Source organism: Burkholderia sp. AU27893 (assembly GCF_002223205.1).
Lineage (GTDB): Bacteria > Pseudomonadota > Gammaproteobacteria > Burkholderiales > Burkholderiaceae > Burkholderia.
Genome location: NZ_NKFD01000001.1, coordinates 2,528,820 through 2,544,281 on the forward strand (window position 1 = coordinate 2,528,820; position 15,462 = coordinate 2,544,281).

Consider the following 15,462-nt stretch of genomic DNA (forward strand, 5'->3'; position numbering starts at 1 on the left):
CCGCCGTGATCCGTTTCAATCAGTTCAGCCTTGCGCGCGGCACCAAGCCGCTGTTCGAGTCGACCTCCTTCGTGCTCAATCCCGGCGAGAAAGCCGGCCTGATCGGCGCGAACGGCGCCGGCAAGTCGACCCTGTTCGCGGTCCTGCGCGGCGAGCTGCACTCGGACGGCGGCGATTTCTCGATGCCGCCGTCGTGGCGGATCGCCCATGTGTCGCAGGAAACGCCCGCGGTCGACCGCTCAGCGCTCGATTACACGCTCGACGGCGACGCCGCGCTGCGCGAGATCGAGGCCCGCATCGCCGCCGCCTCCGCCGCGCATGACGGCGCCGCCGAAGCCGACGCACACGCGGCGTTCGCCGACGCCGACGGCTACACCGCGCCGGCCCGCGCCGAGGCGCTGCTGCTCGGCCTCGGCTTCACGCTCGCGCAGACGCGCGAATCCGTCGCCAGCTTCTCCGGCGGCTGGCGCATGCGCCTGAACCTCGCGCAGGCGCTGATGTGCCGTTCCGACCTGCTGCTGCTCGACGAACCGACGAACCACCTCGACCTCGACGCGATCGTCTGGCTCGAAGACTGGCTGCACCGCTACCCCGGCACGCTCGTCGTGATTTCGCACGACCGCGAATTCCTCGATTCGATCTGCAATGTCACGCTGCATCTGGAAAACCGCCAGGTGAAGCGCTACGGCGGCAACTACTCGCAGTTCGAAGTGCTGCGCGCGCAGCAACTGGCGCTGCAGCAAAGCGCGTACGAAAAGCAGCAGAAGACGATCGAGCACCTGCAGAGCTTCGTCGACCGCTTCAAGGCCAAGGCGACCAAGGCCAAGCAGGCGCAGAGCCGGATGAAGGCGCTCGAGAAGATGGAGCTGATCGCGCCCGCGCACATCGCGTCGCCGTTCACGTTCGAATTCCGCACGCCCGATGCCGCGCCGAACCCGATGATGGTGATGGAAGACGTCCGCTGCGGCTACCACGCCGACGGCGGAGCGGAAATCCCGATCGTCGAGCGCGTCGCGCTGTCGATCCAGAACGGCCAGCGCATCGGCCTGCTCGGCGCGAACGGCCAGGGCAAGTCGACGCTGATCAAGACGCTGGCCGGCACGCTCGCGCCGCTGTCGGGGCATGTCCGCGACGGCAAGGGGCTAACGATCGGTTATTTCGCGCAGCACCAGCTCGAAACGCTGCGCGAGGACGATTCGCCGCTCGCGCATCTGGCGCGGCTCGCGCCCGACACGCGCGAGCAGGAGCTGCGCGACTTCCTCGGCGGCTTCAACTTCTCGGGCGACATGGCGACCACCCCGGTCGGGCCGTTCTCGGGCGGCGAAAAGGCACGCCTCGCGCTCGCGCTGATCATCTGGCAGAAGCCGAACCTGCTGCTGCTCGACGAACCGACCAACCACCTCGACCTCGAAACGCGCCATGCGCTGACGATGGCGCTCGCGCAGTTCGAAGGCACGCTGATCCTCGTCTCGCACGACCGCCACCTGCTGCGCGCGACGACCGACCAGTTCATGCTGGTGGCGAAGCACCGGCTGCAGCCGTTCGATGGCGACCTCGACGACTACCGCGACTGGCTGCTGCAGCACGCGGCCGAGCAGCGCGCGGCCGCGAAGGCCGACAGCGCGGCCTCTTCGGGTGCAGGTGCAGGTGCCGCGGCCAACCGCAAGGACCAGAAGCGTCAGGCCGCCGAGGAGCGGCAGCGCCTGTCAGTGCTGAAGAAGCCGCTGCAGACGCGCATCACGAAGCTCGAAAAGGAAATGGAGACACTGCACGCGGAGAAGGCGCGCCTCGACGCATTCGTCGCCGATCCGGCGAGCTACGAAGCCGAGCGCAAGGCGGAACTGACCGATGCGATTCGCAAGCTCGGGGACGTCAACACGCGTCTGGAAACGGTGGAGGCCGACTGGCTCGCCGCACAGGAAGAACTCGAGCAGATCGGCTGACCGCCGTCGCGGCGCGGCCGGCCGATACGCCGGCCAGCCCGGCGTGCCGGCTGGCGCCGCACCGCGCCCCGCCCCCCTCGGCATCGCAGCACCTCCACAGGCCATCCGGCCCTCGGCGGGCCCAGATATGACAAGGCCGGGCGCGCCGGCCCGGCCTGTTCATTCATTACCGCAATCACCCGATTCGCCGAGTTGCCGGCTCAGCGTCGCGGCAACGTGTCGCGCGGCATCTGCTCGTCGTCGCCCATCAGGTGCCGGCGCCCTTCGGTCGGCCGCCGGATCGCCGCGGCGACTTCCGCTTCCGTCACGTCCTCGGACACGACCTTGCGCGCCAGGCGCCCCTCGTCGTCGATCCATTCGACGATCCGGCATCCGCCGCCCCAGGGCTGGCGAATCGGCTCCGACACGCGGCAGCCACGCAGGTTGTAAAGGCGTCCGCTCGGCGCTTCCCCATACGATTTCAACATAGGATCCCTTCGCATTGCGCGGTTCGACAATCCGGCAAAGGATAGGGAAAAGCGATGTCCGTCGGGTTACATAACCCTACATCTTCTTTACAGCGAATTACGTGACAGATCGTCCGCACGCATGGCCCGGGCGGCTGCCGGGCCGGTCACTCGAGATCGCGCACGCGATCGATCGCCTGTTCGAGCCGATCGACGGCCATCACGTTCAACCCTTCGATCGGCTGCTTCGGCGCATTCGCCTTCGGGATCAGCGCGGACGTGAAACCGAGCTTCGCCGCCTCGCGCAGCCGCTCCTGCCCACGCGGGGACGGCCGGATCTCGCCCGCCAGCCCGACTTCGCCGAACACGATCAGCCCCTTCGGCAGCGCCTTGTTGCGCATCGACGAATGGATCGCCAGCAGCACCGCGAGGTCGGCGGCCGGCTCGGTGATCTTCACGCCGCCCACGGCATTGAGGAACACGTCCTGGTCGAAGGCCGCGATGCCCGCGTGCCGGTGCAGCACCGCGAGGAGCATCGCGAGCCGGTTCTGCTCCAGGCCGACCGCGAGCCGGCGCGGGTTCGGCACGTGCGCCGTATCGACGAGCGCCTGGATTTCGACGAGCAGCGGGCGCGTGCCTTCCTGCGTGACGAGCACGCACGAGCCGGGCACGACTTGCTCGTGCTGCGACAGGAACAGCGCGGACGGATTCGCGACGCCGCGCAGCCCGCGCTCGGTCATCGCGAACACGCCGAGCTCGTTGACCGCGCCGAAGCGGTTCTTGAACGCGCGCACGAGCCGGAACGACGAATGCGTGTCGCCTTCGAAGTACAGCACCGTGTCGACGATGTGCTCGAGCACGCGCGGGCCGGCCAGGTTGCCTTCCTTGGTCACGTGCCCGACCATGATGATCGCGGTGCCCGACTGCTTCGCGATACGCGTGAGCTGCGCCGCGCACTCGCGCACCTGCGCGACCGAGCCCGGCGCCGACGTGAGCGCTTCCGAATAGACGGTCTGGATCGAGTCGATCACGGCCACGTCCGGCCGTTCCGTGTCGATCGCGGCCTGGATCTTCTCGAGCTGGATCTCGGCGAGCAGCTTCAGCTCATCCGCCGGCGCACCGCCGTCGAGCAGCGCAAGCCGTTGCGCGCGCAACGCGATCTGCGCGGCCGATTCCTCGCCGCTGATATAGAGCGCGCGCCGCTCGCTCGCGATGTCCGCGAGCGACTGCAACAGCAGCGTCGACTTGCCGATGCCCGGATCGCCGCCGATCAGCACGACGCCGCCCGGAACCAGCCCGCCGCCGAGCACGCGATCGAATTCGCCGATGCCGGTCGAGAAGCGCGGCACGTCGGCCGCTTCGATGTCGACGAGACGCTGGACGGGCGCCCGCTTCGCAAGCGACTGGAATCGGTGGGCCGACGGCGATTCGGCAGCCGACTCAACCAGCGTGTTCCAGGCCTGGCACGACGGGCATTGCCCCTGCCACTTCGGGGTCTGTCCGCCGCACTCGCTGCAGACGTATACGGTTTTCTGTTTGGCCACGCGCAACGCCCTTATTCCGCTCGCACGGGCACGCGGCCGGCAACCGCGCACATCAGCTCGTAGCCGATCGTGCCGCAATGGCGGGCGACGTCGTCGATCGGCAGCGCGTTGCCCCACAGCTCGACGCGCGCGCCGACGCCGGCCTGCGGGCACGGGGTCAGGTCGACGGTGATCATGTCCATCGATACGCGACCGACGATCCGCGTGCGGATGCCGTCGACAATCACGGGCGTGCCTTCGGGCGCGACCCGCGGATAGCCGTCCGCGTAACCGCACGCGACCACGCCGATCCGCATCGGCGCCTGCGCGGAGAACGTCGAGCCGTAGCCGATGGCCTGGCCCTTCCCGATCGTCTGCACCGCGATCAGCTCGGACGCGAGCGTCATCGCGGGCTTCAGCCCGGTATCGGCGATGTCGGACGACAGCCCGGACGGCGACGCGCCGTACAGCACGATCCCCGGGCGCACCCAGTCGAAGTGGGTATCCGGGTGCCACAGCACGGCCGCGGAGTTCGCGAGGCTGCGCGCGCCGGCAATGCTTTGCGCGCCGCGCTCGAACGTCGCGAGCTGCTCGGCGACGCCGCGTTCGTTGTCCGCATCCGAAAAATGGGTCATCAACGTGATCTGGCCGATGCCGGGGCACGCGCGGGCGCGCTCCCATGCGGCGCGGTATTTTTCCGGCACGTAGCCGAGCCGGTTCATCCCGCTGTTCATCTTGAGCTGCACGTTGACGGGCTTCGACAGCCGCGCCGTTTCCAGCATCCGCATCTGCTCGTCGTTGTGGACGGTCGTCGTCAGGCTGTAGCGGTCGATCACGTCGATGTCGGTCGAGCGGAAGAACCCTTCGAGCAGCAGGATCGGGCCGGCCCAGCCGAGCTCACGCAGCTTGACGGCCTCGTCGAGGTCGAGCAGGCCGAAGCCGTCGGTGCCGCGCAGGCCGGGAAACACGCGCGCGAGCCCGTGACCGTACGCGTTGGCCTTGACGACCGCCCAGACCTTGGACGGGCCGGCAAAGCGGCGGACGACGGAGAGATTGTTCGCGAGAGCGGCGGTATGGATGGTGGCGGAGATCGGGCGCGGCATGGGAAATTTACGTAAAGACGCTTGCGAATCATCAGCTTACCGCGCCTTTTGAGCACTGAAGCCGACAATTTGCGGAACGATCGGGGAATCTTGCTAGTCCGAATTGGCGTATTTTCATGTTATAAAGCCGTGCGCACAACCCATTTCGAACGGAATAAGCCGATCGCATACCAGGCGGCCTACGCGGCCCTGCCGCAGCGACGAAAGCATCGCATCAGATGAAAAAAGGTTTTTACACCATCATGGCCGCGCAGTTTTTCTCGTCGCTGGCCGACAATGCGCTCCTCATCGCCGCCATCGCCCTGCTGAAAGACCTCCACGCCCCCAACTGGATGACACCGCTGTTGAAGCTGTTCTTCGTGTTGTCCTATGTGGTGCTGGCGGCCTATGTCGGCGCCTTCGCGGATTCGCGCCCGAAGGGCCGCGTGATGTTCATCACCAACTCGATCAAGGTCGTCGGCTGCATGATCATGCTGTTCGGCGCCCATCCGTTGATTGCGTACGGGATCGTCGGGTTCGGCGCGGCGGCCTACTCGCCCGCGAAATACGGCATCCTCACCGAGCTGCTGCCGGCCGACCGGCTGGTCGCCGCGAACGGCTGGATCGAAGGCACGACCGTCAGCTCGATCATCCTCGGCACCGTGCTGGGCGGGGCGCTGATCAGCCCGCACATCGCATCGCACGTGATCGCGCACACGCCGGCCTGGATCGGCACGCCCGCCGAAGCGGCGATGGCGATCATCATGGCGATCTACGTGATCGCCGCGCTGTTCAACCTGCGCATCCCCGATACGGGCGCCCGCTACCCGAAGCAGGAACGCGGCCCGGTCAAGCTCCTCACGGATTTCGCCGACTGCTTCATGGTGCTGTGGCGCGACAAGCTCGGCCAGATCTCGCTGGCGGTCACGACGCTGTTCTGGGGCGCGGGCGCGACGCTGCAGTTCATCGTGCTGAAGTGGGCTGAAGTGTCGCTCGGCATGTCGCTGTCGGAAGGCGCGATCCTGCAGGCCGTGGTCGCCGTGGGCGTCGCGGCCGGCGCAATCGCTGCCGCCGCCCGAATCCCGTTGAAGAAGTCGCTGACCGTGCTGCCCGTCGGCATCATCATGGGCATCGCGGTGATGCTGATGGCGTTCTACACGCGCGACCTGTTCCCGTCGCACTGGGCCGTGCACTTCGGCCACCTGCGCATGCCCGTGTACCTGATCATCGCGTACATCTTCCTGATGTGCGTCGGCGCGTTGTCCGGCTACTTCGTCGTTCCGATGAACGCGCTGCTGCAGCATCGCGGCCACGTGCTGCTGTCGGCCGGCCACTCGATCGCGGTGCAGAACTTCAACGAGAACCTGTCGGTGCTCGTGATGCTGTGCCTGTATGCGGTGCTCGTGTGGCTCGACGTGCCGGTCGGCGTCGTGATCGTGCTGTTCGGCACATTCGTCTGCCTGACGATGTGGCTCGTGATGCGCCGTCACCAGGCGAACCAGCGCCAGTTCGACTCGGTCGCGCTGATCGGCGAATCGCGGCACTGACGCTACACTTCCCGTTTCCGTCTGCCGGCGCCGGTCTTCGAACCGGCGCGTTGCCCTCATGACGCACCCGATACCCAACCTCCTGACGATCGCCGGCTCCGATTCGGGCGGCGGCGCCGGCATCCAGGCCGACCTGAAGACCTTCTCCGCGCTCGGCGCGTACGGCGCGAGCGTGATCACCGCGCTGACCGCGCAGAACACGCGCGGCGTGACGGGCGTGCATGCGCCGGACGCGGCGTTCGTGACCGCGCAACTCGACGCGGTGTTCGGCGACATCCGCATCGATGCGGTCAAGATCGGGATGCTCGCGAACGCGGCGATCGTGCACGCGGTCGCCGACGCGCTGCGGCGCTACACGCCGCGCTTCGTCGTGCTCGACACGGTGATGATCTCGAAGAGCGCGCACGCGCTGCTCGCACCCGATGCCGTCGACGCGTTGCGCGATGCGCTGCTGCCGCTCGCGACGGTCGTGACGCCGAATCTGCCCGAAGCAGCCGCGCTGCTGAACGATGCGCCCGCAACCACGGAAGACGACATGGTCCGGCAAGGTCAGGCACTGTTACAGACGGGGGCGCGCGCCGTGCTGATGAAAGGCGGCCACCTGCCCGACGCGTCCGCGAGCCCCGACTGGCTCGTCGAAGCGACCCGCACCGTGCGGCTCGACGGCGCACGCGTGCCTGTCAGCAATACGCACGGCACGGGTTGTACGTTGTCGTCGGCGATCGCCGCACTGCTGCCGCAGCAGCCCGACCTCGAAAGCGCGGTGCGCGAAGCCAAGACCTACCTGACCGGCGCGATCGCCGCGAGCGGCCACCTCGACGTCGGTCACGGCGTCGGCCCCGTCCATCACTTCCATCGCTGGTGGTGAGCGCCTGCTGACGCGGCGTCAGTGATCCTGCGCCGCGAACGCCTGGGCGCGCACCGGCCAGTCGTCCGGCACGACGAAGCCGCGCGCCGTCTCGCGCCACGTGCCGTCACTACCCTTTTCATGGATGCCGATCAGCGCAGGCGCCTCGCGCGTCGTCAACACCGGCGGCAATTCCAGCGTGGCCGCCAGCATGTCGGGTTCGAATCCGCTACCGGCGGCAGCCCGTCGCGGCGCCAGCCACGCAAGCCGCGGCAACACGCTCCATGCAACGTCGGCACCCTGCTCGGCCGCCCAGGCCGGCCACTGCGCGTGGGTGAGCCAGAAACCGTGCGGGTGATCCGGCGCGATTTCCGCGGACACCGGCGGCAGCGGCGCGCCGTGCGGATAGAACAACCAGCCCTTGATGAACATCTGCGCATCGGACGGCGCGCCGTAGCCGAGGCGCGCAAACCCGTCGCGATCGCCGAGCCGCAGCTGGTGCTCGAGCAACCGGCGGCGCTTGCGGTCGAACCGGTCGACGAGGTTCGGGCCGACGAAATCGGCAAGCGACGCACCGGCTTGCACCGGCGCGCACAGGTAGCACTTCACCGCGAGTTCCCAGTGCAGGCGCTGCCCGTCCGGTGCATCGACGAGAAAATCGACTTCGCCGAGCGTCTTGCCGTTGCTGCGCAGCGGCAGATTGGCCGCGACGAGCCGCAGCGACGGCCCATGCGTCAGGAAATAGTCGAGCAGGCATTCGGCGTAACGGCCGAGCCGGGTGGGCCGGAATCCGTCGAGCGCGCGATGCAGCGGCTCGGGCTGCGCATCGAGCGCGGCGAGCCATGCTTCGACGGCCGACTGTCCGGCTGGATCTAGCCACGGGCGCGCCAGCGGCGCGTCCGGCACCGCGGTGAGCAGGCTCGGGCTGGCCAGCAGCCAGCCCAGATCCCGAACCGCGACGTCGTGCAGCGTATCGACGAATGCGCACGCCGCGCCGGTCGTCATTGCCCGGCCGGCCCGTTCGCGCCGCCGCCTTCTGCGCGCCGGAACGTGTCGCGCGCGAGGCACAGGTCGGCCCACGCCTTCGACTTGTCCTGCAGGCTGCGCAACAGGTACGCAGGATGGTAGGTCACGATCACCGGCACGCCTTCGTACGCATGCACGCGGCCGCGCAGCGACGCAATGCTCGCGTCCGTCTTCAGCAGCGTCTGTGCGGCGAAGCGGCCGAGCGCGACAATCAACTTCGGCTTCACGAGCGCGACCTGGCGCTGCAGATAAGGCTCGCAGCTCGCGACCTCGTCCGGCTCCGGATTACGGTTGCCGGGCGGCCGGCACTTGATCACGTTCGCGATATACACGTTGTCGCCGCGCTTGAGCGACAGCGAATGCAGCATGTTGTCGAGCAGCTTGCCGGCCTGGCCGACGAACGGCTCGCCCTGCTTGTCCTCGTTCTCGCCCGGCGCTTCGCCGATCAGCATCCAGTCCGCTTCGCGGTCGCCGACGCCGAACACGGTGTTGGTCCGCTTCTCGCACAAACCGCACAGCGTGCAGTTGGCCACGCGCGCGGCCAGCGCATCCCAGTCGAGCGCGGCAACCGGCGTACCGACGGAACGCGATTCGGCCATCGGCACGGGATCGCCCGGCGGCGCCGCGTCGAACCACGCGAAATCGTCGGGTCCGGCAGGCGGCATGTCGTCCAGCGGCGGCATCGTGTTGGCCGACGCGACCGGCGTCACCGGTGCGGGCGCGCGTTCGCCGCCGTCGACGCGCCGCGACGGGGCGGCGGCCGGCGTGCGAGCCGGCGACGCATCGGCGCTCCGCGCCACTGCCGGCGATGCGTCGTCCTGCACCGGCGGACGCGCAGTCCGCGCAGGTCGCCCGGTCGCGGCGGCCGGTGCGGCGTCCACCGCGCCGGTTTGCGCGGCGGCGTGCGCTTCGGCTGCCGCGCCCTCGTCCGTGCCTTCACCCGCGCCTTGCCCGCGCCGCACCCAGATCTGCGCGAGGCCCATTTCCTCGAGCGCCGCTTCAGCCCATGCCATGCGCGTCCCCTTCGTCCTTGTTCAGCGTCAGACGCATCACGATCGCGTCCTCCCGGCTGCGATGCTTCGCCGGGTAATAATTCTTGCGCCGGCCGATCGTCACGAAGCCGAAACGCTCGTACAGATGGATCGCGCGCGGATTGGACGGCCGCACCTCGAGCAGCACGCCGTCGAGCCCTTCCGCGCGCGAAATGCGCACGGCCTCGCGCAGCAGCGCCAGGCCCGCGCCCGCGCACTGCGCGGCCGGCGCGACGCACAGATTCAGCAGGTGCATCTCGTCGACCACGGGCATCAGCACGCAATAGCCGATCAGCGAACCCGTCACGTGCCGCAGGCACACGCCCAGATAGCCGTTGCGCAACGAATCCTCGAAGTTGCCGCGGCTCCACGGGAATTCGTACGCGACGTGCTCGATCGCGACGACCTCGTCGAGATCGGCATCCGTCATCGGCGCCAGATAGCGGTCGCTCAGCAGTACGCCCGTCATCCCTTCGCTCCGCCCGCCTGCGCGGCCCGCGCCGCGACGCGCTCGGCGGTGGTCTGCGCGACCTTGTCGCGCACGTACTCCGGCGCGGCCTGATCGGCCGGCACCGCGCGGCCGGCGCGGAACGCACGCAGCGCGGCATGGGCGACCGCCAGCGCGTGCGGCATCGCGTCGCTGTCGATCACGGCCGCGCGCGCCGCAGCCGGCAATTGCGCGCCGAACGCGGCGGCCGCATTGCCCGCGAGCGTGAACGGCACATCGGGCACGCCGACGGCGCCCGGCGCATCGAGCGAAGCCGGATGCAGCGTGCGCCAGTCGCCGGTGCTGTCGTCCCACGCGAAATCCGCCCAGTAGGCTTCATCCATCCGCGCATCCAGCGCGGTCAGCACGCGGGTCGTGCCAGGCGCGCGCAGCCGCGCGTGCTCGGCGCACGCGAGCAGCGTGCCGATCGGCACGACCGGCAGCCCGCGCCCGAACGCGAGACCCTGGGTGATGCCCGTCGCGGTACGCAGGCCCGTGAACGAGCCGGGGCCCGCGCCGAACGCGATCGCGTCGCAATCGGCGAGCGTCAGCCCCGATTCGGCGAAAAGGTCCTGGATGGCCGGCAGCACGCGCGTGCTCGACACGGCGCCCGTCAGCTCGTGGCGGACCCAGGTTTGCGGGGTGGAAACGGCGTCATCGGCATGGGCCGAGCGCAGCAGCGCGACCGAGCAGTATTCGGTCGACGTATCGATGGCGAGGAGCACTGTTTGCGTCATGGGCGACATTGTAATGCGGCGCCCCGCTCCCACGGGCGATCGGGCCCGATCCGTGCATGCGCGCCGCACCGGGCGGCGGTTTGGAAGGATCGCTCGACCCCGCGCGGCGGTCCGCTTGTTAAGATCGCCCGACCTGAAACCCTTACGGAGACACCCGATGAGCGACCTCACCGCCCAATTCGACCAGGCCCAGATCGACGTCAAGCAACTGACGGAACGTCCGGGCAACCTGACCCTGCTGCGCCTGTACGCGCTCTTCAAGCAGGCGACCGACGGCGACGCCCATGGCGACAAGCCGGGCTTCACCGACATCGTCGGCAAATACAAGTACGACGCCTGGGACGCGCTGAAGGGCACGTCGCAGGATGCGGCGAAGCAGCAGTACATCGAACTCGTCGAATCGCTGAAGAACGGCACGGCTTCCTGACCGAATCGCCCCCTGCCGCAATAGGCAATCAAATCAGTGGCGCAGCGCAGCAAATCTCTTTATAATGCTGCCTGCGTCATCTTCCGCGCTCGGCTCGCAAGCCGTTCCGGCCTGACGCCTCGTAGCGTTAAGCTCCAATCCGGTTTAGAACCTGTCCCCTCCTGCTTCGACCCTTGCGGTCGTCAACTAGGCTGGCGGCCTCGCTCCAGAAGCGCGCCGCACCCAAAACAGCTTCTAATGCCTCATCCGCCGAAGGTTCGGCGGATTGCACCCGTTTCCCGATTTGCTCGCTGAATCCGACGACTTGGGTATGCGCGATTGGCGCCGACGTTTCACCCACTGTGTTTCAAGGATTGTTATGACTTCGAGCATCAACTCCAGCCCGCTCAACGCGATCGCCGACCAGGCGCTCGGTCTCGACGACGCCGCCGTACCGGCCGCGGTCGAACCGGCGTCGGACGAGCCGAACTTCGCGTCGCTCGGGTTGTCGCCGGAGATCGTCTCCGCGCTGCAGGCCGCCGGCTACGTGAAGCCGACGCCGGTCCAGCAGCGCGCGATTCCGGCCGGCATCGCCGGCCGTGACCTGCTGGTCTCGAGCCCGACCGGTTCGGGCAAGACCGCCGCATTCATGCTGCCCGCGATCGAACGTTTCGCGCAGCTTCAGAAAGCGCAGGCGCAGCAACCGCGCGCGCCGCGCGAACCGAACCAGGGCGACCGCCGTGCGCGCCGCCCGCAACCCGTCGCGCGCCCGGGCCTGCTCGTGCTGACGCCGACCCGTGAACTCGCGATGCAGGTCACCACGGCCGCAACGACCTACGGCAAGCACCTGAAGCGCCTGCGCACGGTCAGCATCCTCGGCGGCGTCGCCTACGGCCAGCAGCTGATGCTGCTCGCGAAGAACCCGGAAATCCTGGTCGCCACGCCGGGCCGTCTGCTCGACCACCTCGAGCGCGGCCGCATCGACCTGTCCGAGCTGAAGATGCTCGTGCTCGACGAAGCCGACCGCATGCTCGACATGGGCTTCATCGACGACATCGAAACGATCGTCGCCGCCACGCCCGAGTCGCGCCAGACGATGCTGTTCTCGGCCACGCTCGACGGCAAGATCGGTTCGCTGACGAGCCGCCTGCTGAAGGATCCGGAACGTATCGAGATCCAGCAGCGCCTCGAGTCGCGCGCGAACATCGCGCAGACCGTGCACTACGTCGACGACCGCGACCACAAGGATCGCCTGCTCGATCACCTGCTGCGCGACGGCGCGCTCGACCAGGCGATCATCTTCACGGCGACCAAGATCGACGCCGACCAGCTCGCCGGCCGTCTCGCCGACGCAGGCTTCGAATCGGCCGCGCTGCACGGCGACCTGCCGCAAGGCGCGCGTAACCGCACGATCCGTGCGCTGCGCGAGCGCCGTGTGCGCGTGCTGGTGGCCACCGACGTCGCGGCACGCGGCATCGACATCCCGGGCATCACGCACGTGTTCAACTACGACCTGCCGAAGTTCGCGGAAGACTACGTGCACCGTATCGGCCGTACGGGCCGTGCAGGCCGTTCGGGCACGGCAGTGAGCCTCGTGCACCACGCCGAGCAAGGTGCGCTCAAGCGCATCGAGCGTTTCGTGCGCGCGCCGCTGCCCGTCAACGTGATCGAAGGCTTCGAGCCGCGCAAGGCGCCCCCGCGTAACGGCGGCACCGGCGGCCGTGGCCGTCCGGGCGGCGGCAATGGCGGTCGTCGTTTCGGCGGCAAGCCGGGCGGCGGTTATGGCGGCAACGGTAACGGCAACGGCCGCAGCTACGGCGGCGGCAATGGCGGCGGCTGGAGCGGCAAGCCGGGCGGCAGCCGTGACGGCGGCCCGCGTCGCGACGGCCAGCGCAGCGGCGGCCCGCGTCGTAGCAACTCCGCGTCGTAAGGACGCACGGGCGGCCATCGGCCGCCCCACGAAGGGCAGACTTGCGGAACACCGCCCTGCCCATCCAGCCAACCGGCGCATCCGCGCCGGTTTTTTTTCGTCCCGCTTCTCATTTCACGATGCGGAAAATTTTTTTGTGTCGTAAAAAATCATGCTGCGCGGCACAACCGGGGCGATTGCGGGATGGAAAAAAGCATTTCTTATCCCGAAATTGTTATTTCAAGATATTGATTTAAAACGACTAAAAATTTATCCCACCCGTCAGCCCGCCCCCTGTCCTGCTCCAGTCGATTTGCCTAGACTCTTATACAAGACCTCACGAACCGGAACGCACCGCTCCCGGCTTCGAGAACAGCCTCAACACCGTCAGAGTCAACCCATCAGGCATCGCACCGCATCAAGGAGCTCATCATGTCGCGACAGCAACAGGCACAGGAACTGCAGCAGCAATGGGAAACCGATCCGCGCTGGAAGGGCATCAAGCGCAGCTACTCGGCCGAGGACGTGGTCCGCCTGCGTGGTTCGATCCCGATCGAGCACACGCTCGCGAAGCGCGGTGCGGAAAAACTGTGGAGCCTCGTCAACAACGAGCCGTTCGTCAACGCACTCGGCGCACTGACCGGCAACCAGGCGATGCAGCAGGTGAAGGCCGGCCTGAAGGCGATCTACCTGTCCGGCTGGCAAGTGGCCGGCGACGCGAACGTCGCGGGCGAAATGTACCCGGACCAGTCGCTGTACCCGGCAAACTCGGTGCCGCTCGTCGTGAAGCGCATCAACAACACGCTGACGCGCGCCGACCAGATCCAGTGGTCGGAGGGCAAGAACCCGGGCGACGAAGGCTATGTCGACTTCTTCGCACCGATCGTCGCCGATGCGGAAGCCGGTTTCGGCGGCGTGCTGAACGCGTTCGAACTGATGAAGGCGATGATCGAAGCCGGCGCGTCGGGCGTGCACTTCGAGGACCAGCTCGCTTCGGTGAAGAAGTGCGGCCACATGGGCGGCAAGGTGCTGGTGCCGACGCGTGAAGCGGTCGCGAAACTGTCGGCAGCGCGTCTCGCGGCCGACGTGATGGGCACGTCGACCGTGCTGGTCGCCCGCACCGACGCGGAAGCAGCCGACCTGATCACGTCCGACGTCGACGACAACGACAAGCCGTTCCTGACGGGCGAGCGCACGGTGGAAGGCTTCTTCCGCACGAAGCCGGGCATCGAACAGGCAATCTCGCGCGGTCTCGCGTACGCGCCGTACGCCGACCTGGTCTGGTGCGAAACGGGCAAGCCGGATCTCGAGTACGCGAAGAAGTTCGCGGAAGCGATCCACAAGCAGTTCCCTGGCAAGCTTCTGTCGTACAACTGCTCGCCGTCGTTCAACTGGAAGAAGAACCTCGACGACGCGACGATCGCGAAGTTCCAGAAGGAGCTCGGCGCGATGGGCTACAAGTTCCAGTTCATCACGCTGGCCGGCTTCCATGCGCTGAACTACTCGATGTTCAACCTCGCGCACGGCTATGCCCGCACGCAGATGAGCGCGTTCGTCGAACTGCAGCAGGCCGAGTTCGCGGCAGCGGACAAGGGCTTCACGGCGGTCAAGCACCAGCGCGAAGTCGGCACCGGCTACTTCGACGCCGTGACGCAGACGGTCGAGCGCGAAGCATCGACCACCGCGCTGCACGGCTCGACCGAAGACGAGCAGTTCTTCGACGGCAAGAAGGTCGCGTAAGCCGCAAAGCACGACGCGCCACGCGTCATGCCGATGCCCGCCCCGTCTCGCGACGGCGCGGCATCGGCCACCGAACAACAATCAGGGAGGAGACGGCAGGCGCGCGATACCGATCGCGCGACCGGCCGCGCGGCCTGCGGGCCGCCAGCAACGACGCGCGCCGGCTCCGTCCGGCGCGCCCTTTTTCCAGGGCGCCGCCCTACCGATACACGATCACCGGAATTTTCGTATGGGTCAGCACGCGCTGCGTCTCGCTGCCGATCAGCAAGCTGCCGAGCCCGCGGCGTCCGTGGGACGCCATGAAGATCACGTCGCAGCCGCCGCGTTCGGCCGCCTCGATGATGCCGAGATACGGCGACGGATGCACGCTCGTCCAGGTGTCGCAATCGACGCCGGCCGCCTTCGCGGCCGATTCGACCTCGTCGAGGTGCGCACGCGCCTCGCGCTCACTGCGCGCCCGGAAATCGGCGGGCGGCTCGATGATCACTTCGGAAAACGGCGAGTACGGATACTGCGGCAGGCACGCGTAGGCCGTGACCCGCGCACCGACCGCGCGCGCCAGGTCGATCGCGCCGTCGATCGCCTTCTGCGACAGTTCGGAACCGTCGGTTGGAACGAGGATGTGCCGGAACATCGCGCCCTCCTTCGTCAATCGCACTCCGCGCGCCGCGCTTCCGGGCGGTCCGGCTGCGTCGCGTGGGGCATGCCTGTTTCGATTGTAGGACGTGAAAGCACGCG

The 15,462-nt window shown here is 67.9% G+C and carries 14 protein-coding genes; 6 read left to right on the forward strand and 8 right to left on the reverse strand.

The genetic code is table 11. The features are described from left to right. The first annotated feature begins 5 nt into the window (after positions 1 to 5). Positions 6 to 1,943 (forward strand): ATP-binding cassette domain-containing protein, encoded by a 1,938-nt coding sequence (locus CFB47_RS11930; RefSeq protein WP_089461236.1) that lies wholly within the window; start codon positions 6 to 8, stop codon positions 1,941 to 1,943. 200 nt (positions 1,944 to 2,143) lie between these two features. On the opposite strand, the gene CFB47_RS11935 is transcribed toward CFB47_RS11930, so the two are convergent. The 3 genes from CFB47_RS11935 to alr all read right to left on the reverse strand — a co-directional run bounded on the left by CFB47_RS11935 (position 2,144) and on the right by alr (position 5,015). Continuing rightward, positions 2,144 to 2,410 carry a DUF2866 domain-containing protein gene (locus tag CFB47_RS11935; RefSeq protein ID WP_039342663.1) on the reverse strand — a complete coding sequence of 89 codons (267 nt, stop codon included), beginning with the start codon at positions 2,408 to 2,410 and terminating at the stop codon, positions 2,144 to 2,146. Positions 2,411 to 2,556: 146 nt separating this feature from the next. Continuing rightward, the gene (gene radA / locus CFB47_RS11940) at positions 2,557 to 3,933 is read right to left on the reverse strand and encodes a DNA repair protein RadA (RefSeq protein ID WP_089456623.1); all 1,377 of its coding nucleotides are present in this window, start codon (positions 3,931 to 3,933) and stop codon (positions 2,557 to 2,559) included. Between the two features lie 11 nt (positions 3,934 to 3,944). Then, the gene (gene alr, locus CFB47_RS11945; protein ID WP_089440451.1) at positions 3,945 to 5,015 is read right to left on the reverse strand and encodes an alanine racemase; all 1,071 of its coding nucleotides are present in this window, start codon (positions 5,013 to 5,015) and stop codon (positions 3,945 to 3,947) included. Between the two features lie 218 nt (positions 5,016 to 5,233). On the opposite strand from alr, the gene lplT reads away from it, so the two are divergent. Both lplT and thiD read left to right on the forward strand, forming a co-directional pair. Beyond that, positions 5,234 to 6,541 carry a lysophospholipid transporter LplT gene (lplT, locus tag CFB47_RS11950; protein WP_089440452.1) on the forward strand — a complete coding sequence of 436 codons (1,308 nt, stop codon included), beginning with the start codon at positions 5,234 to 5,236 and terminating at the stop codon, positions 6,539 to 6,541. A 58-nt stretch (positions 6,542 to 6,599) separates the two neighbouring features. Beyond that, positions 6,600 to 7,409 (forward strand): bifunctional hydroxymethylpyrimidine kinase/phosphomethylpyrimidine kinase, encoded by an 810-nt coding sequence (gene thiD, locus CFB47_RS11955; protein ID WP_089461237.1) that lies wholly within the window; start codon positions 6,600 to 6,602, stop codon positions 7,407 to 7,409. Positions 7,410 to 7,427: 18 nt separating this feature from the next. Here thiD and CFB47_RS11960 read toward each other — a convergent pair whose 3' ends face one another. The 4 genes from CFB47_RS11960 to tsaB are packed head-to-tail and all read right to left on the reverse strand — an operon-like array spanning position 7,428 to position 10,678. After that, positions 7,428 to 8,393, reverse strand: coding sequence for a DUF1853 family protein (locus CFB47_RS11960; RefSeq protein WP_089461238.1), 966 nt, complete (start codon positions 8,391 to 8,393; stop codon positions 7,428 to 7,430). Then, positions 8,390 to 9,427: a uracil-DNA glycosylase gene (locus CFB47_RS11965; protein ID WP_089461239.1), complete on the reverse strand. Its 1,038-nt coding sequence runs from the start codon at positions 9,425 to 9,427 to the stop codon at positions 8,390 to 8,392. Before CFB47_RS11965 ends, CFB47_RS11960 begins: the two co-directional genes overlap by 4 nt. After that, positions 9,414 to 9,914 carry a ribosomal protein S18-alanine N-acetyltransferase gene (gene rimI, locus CFB47_RS11970; protein WP_089440456.1) on the reverse strand — a complete coding sequence of 167 codons (501 nt, stop codon included), beginning with the start codon at positions 9,912 to 9,914 and terminating at the stop codon, positions 9,414 to 9,416. The genes CFB47_RS11965 and rimI overlap by 14 nt, the downstream gene beginning before the upstream one ends. Continuing rightward, positions 9,911 to 10,678, reverse strand: coding sequence for a tRNA (adenosine(37)-N6)-threonylcarbamoyltransferase complex dimerization subunit type 1 TsaB (gene tsaB, locus CFB47_RS11975; protein ID WP_089461240.1), 768 nt, complete (start codon positions 10,676 to 10,678; stop codon positions 9,911 to 9,913). The genes rimI and tsaB overlap by 4 nt, the downstream gene beginning before the upstream one ends. Positions 10,679 to 10,826: 148 nt before the next feature. On the opposite strand from tsaB, the gene CFB47_RS11980 reads away from it, so the two are divergent. From CFB47_RS11980 to aceA, 3 genes are all read left to right on the forward strand, one after another. Further along, on the forward strand, positions 10,827 to 11,096 hold the full coding sequence (locus CFB47_RS11980; RefSeq protein ID WP_031399394.1) for an acyl-CoA-binding protein: 270 nt from the start codon (positions 10,827 to 10,829) through the stop codon (positions 11,094 to 11,096). A 358-nt stretch (positions 11,097 to 11,454) separates the two neighbouring features. Then, a complete protein-coding gene (locus CFB47_RS11985) occupies positions 11,455 to 13,005 on the forward strand; it encodes a DEAD/DEAH box helicase (protein ID WP_089440458.1) in 1,551 nt (516 codons plus the stop codon). A 411-nt stretch (positions 13,006 to 13,416) separates the two neighbouring features. After that, positions 13,417 to 14,724 carry an isocitrate lyase gene (gene aceA, locus CFB47_RS11990; RefSeq protein WP_089456438.1) on the forward strand — a complete coding sequence of 436 codons (1,308 nt, stop codon included), beginning with the start codon at positions 13,417 to 13,419 and terminating at the stop codon, positions 14,722 to 14,724. 199 nt (positions 14,725 to 14,923) lie between these two features. Here aceA and CFB47_RS11995 read toward each other — a convergent pair whose 3' ends face one another. Then, positions 14,924 to 15,358 (reverse strand): universal stress protein, encoded by a 435-nt coding sequence (locus CFB47_RS11995; protein WP_031399397.1) that lies wholly within the window; start codon positions 15,356 to 15,358, stop codon positions 14,924 to 14,926. Positions 15,359 to 15,462 lie beyond the last annotated feature (104 nt).

Excerpts from the sequence above, each read along its gene's own strand:
- CFB47_RS11935 (WP_039342663.1), bottom strand. The coding sequence starts at position 2,410 with ATGTTGAAATCGTATGGGGAAGCGCCGAGCGGACGCCTTTACAACCTG.
- alr (WP_089440451.1), bottom strand. The coding sequence starts at position 5,015 with ATGCCGCGCCCGATCTCCGCCACCATCCATACCGCCGCTCTCGCGAAC.
- lplT (WP_089440452.1), top strand. The coding sequence starts at position 5,234 with ATGAAAAAAGGTTTTTACACCATCATGGCCGCGCAGTTTTTCTCGTCG.
- thiD (WP_089461237.1), top strand. The coding sequence starts at position 6,600 with ATGACGCACCCGATACCCAACCTCCTGACGATCGCCGGCTCCGATTCG.
- CFB47_RS11960 (WP_089461238.1), bottom strand. The coding sequence starts at position 8,393 with ATGACGACCGGCGCGGCGTGCGCATTCGTCGATACGCTGCACGACGTC.
- CFB47_RS11965 (WP_089461239.1), bottom strand. The coding sequence starts at position 9,427 with ATGGCATGGGCTGAAGCGGCGCTCGAGGAAATGGGCCTCGCGCAGATC.
- rimI (WP_089440456.1), bottom strand. The coding sequence starts at position 9,914 with ATGACGGGCGTACTGCTGAGCGACCGCTATCTGGCGCCGATGACGGAT.
- tsaB (WP_089461240.1), bottom strand. The coding sequence starts at position 10,678 with ATGTCGCCCATGACGCAAACAGTGCTCCTCGCCATCGATACGTCGACC.
- CFB47_RS11980 (WP_031399394.1), top strand. The coding sequence starts at position 10,827 with ATGAGCGACCTCACCGCCCAATTCGACCAGGCCCAGATCGACGTCAAG.
- CFB47_RS11985 (WP_089440458.1), top strand. The coding sequence starts at position 11,455 with ATGACTTCGAGCATCAACTCCAGCCCGCTCAACGCGATCGCCGACCAG.
- aceA (WP_089456438.1), top strand. The coding sequence starts at position 13,417 with ATGTCGCGACAGCAACAGGCACAGGAACTGCAGCAGCAATGGGAAACC.
- CFB47_RS11995 (WP_031399397.1), bottom strand. The coding sequence starts at position 15,358 with ATGTTCCGGCACATCCTCGTTCCAACCGACGGTTCCGAACTGTCGCAG.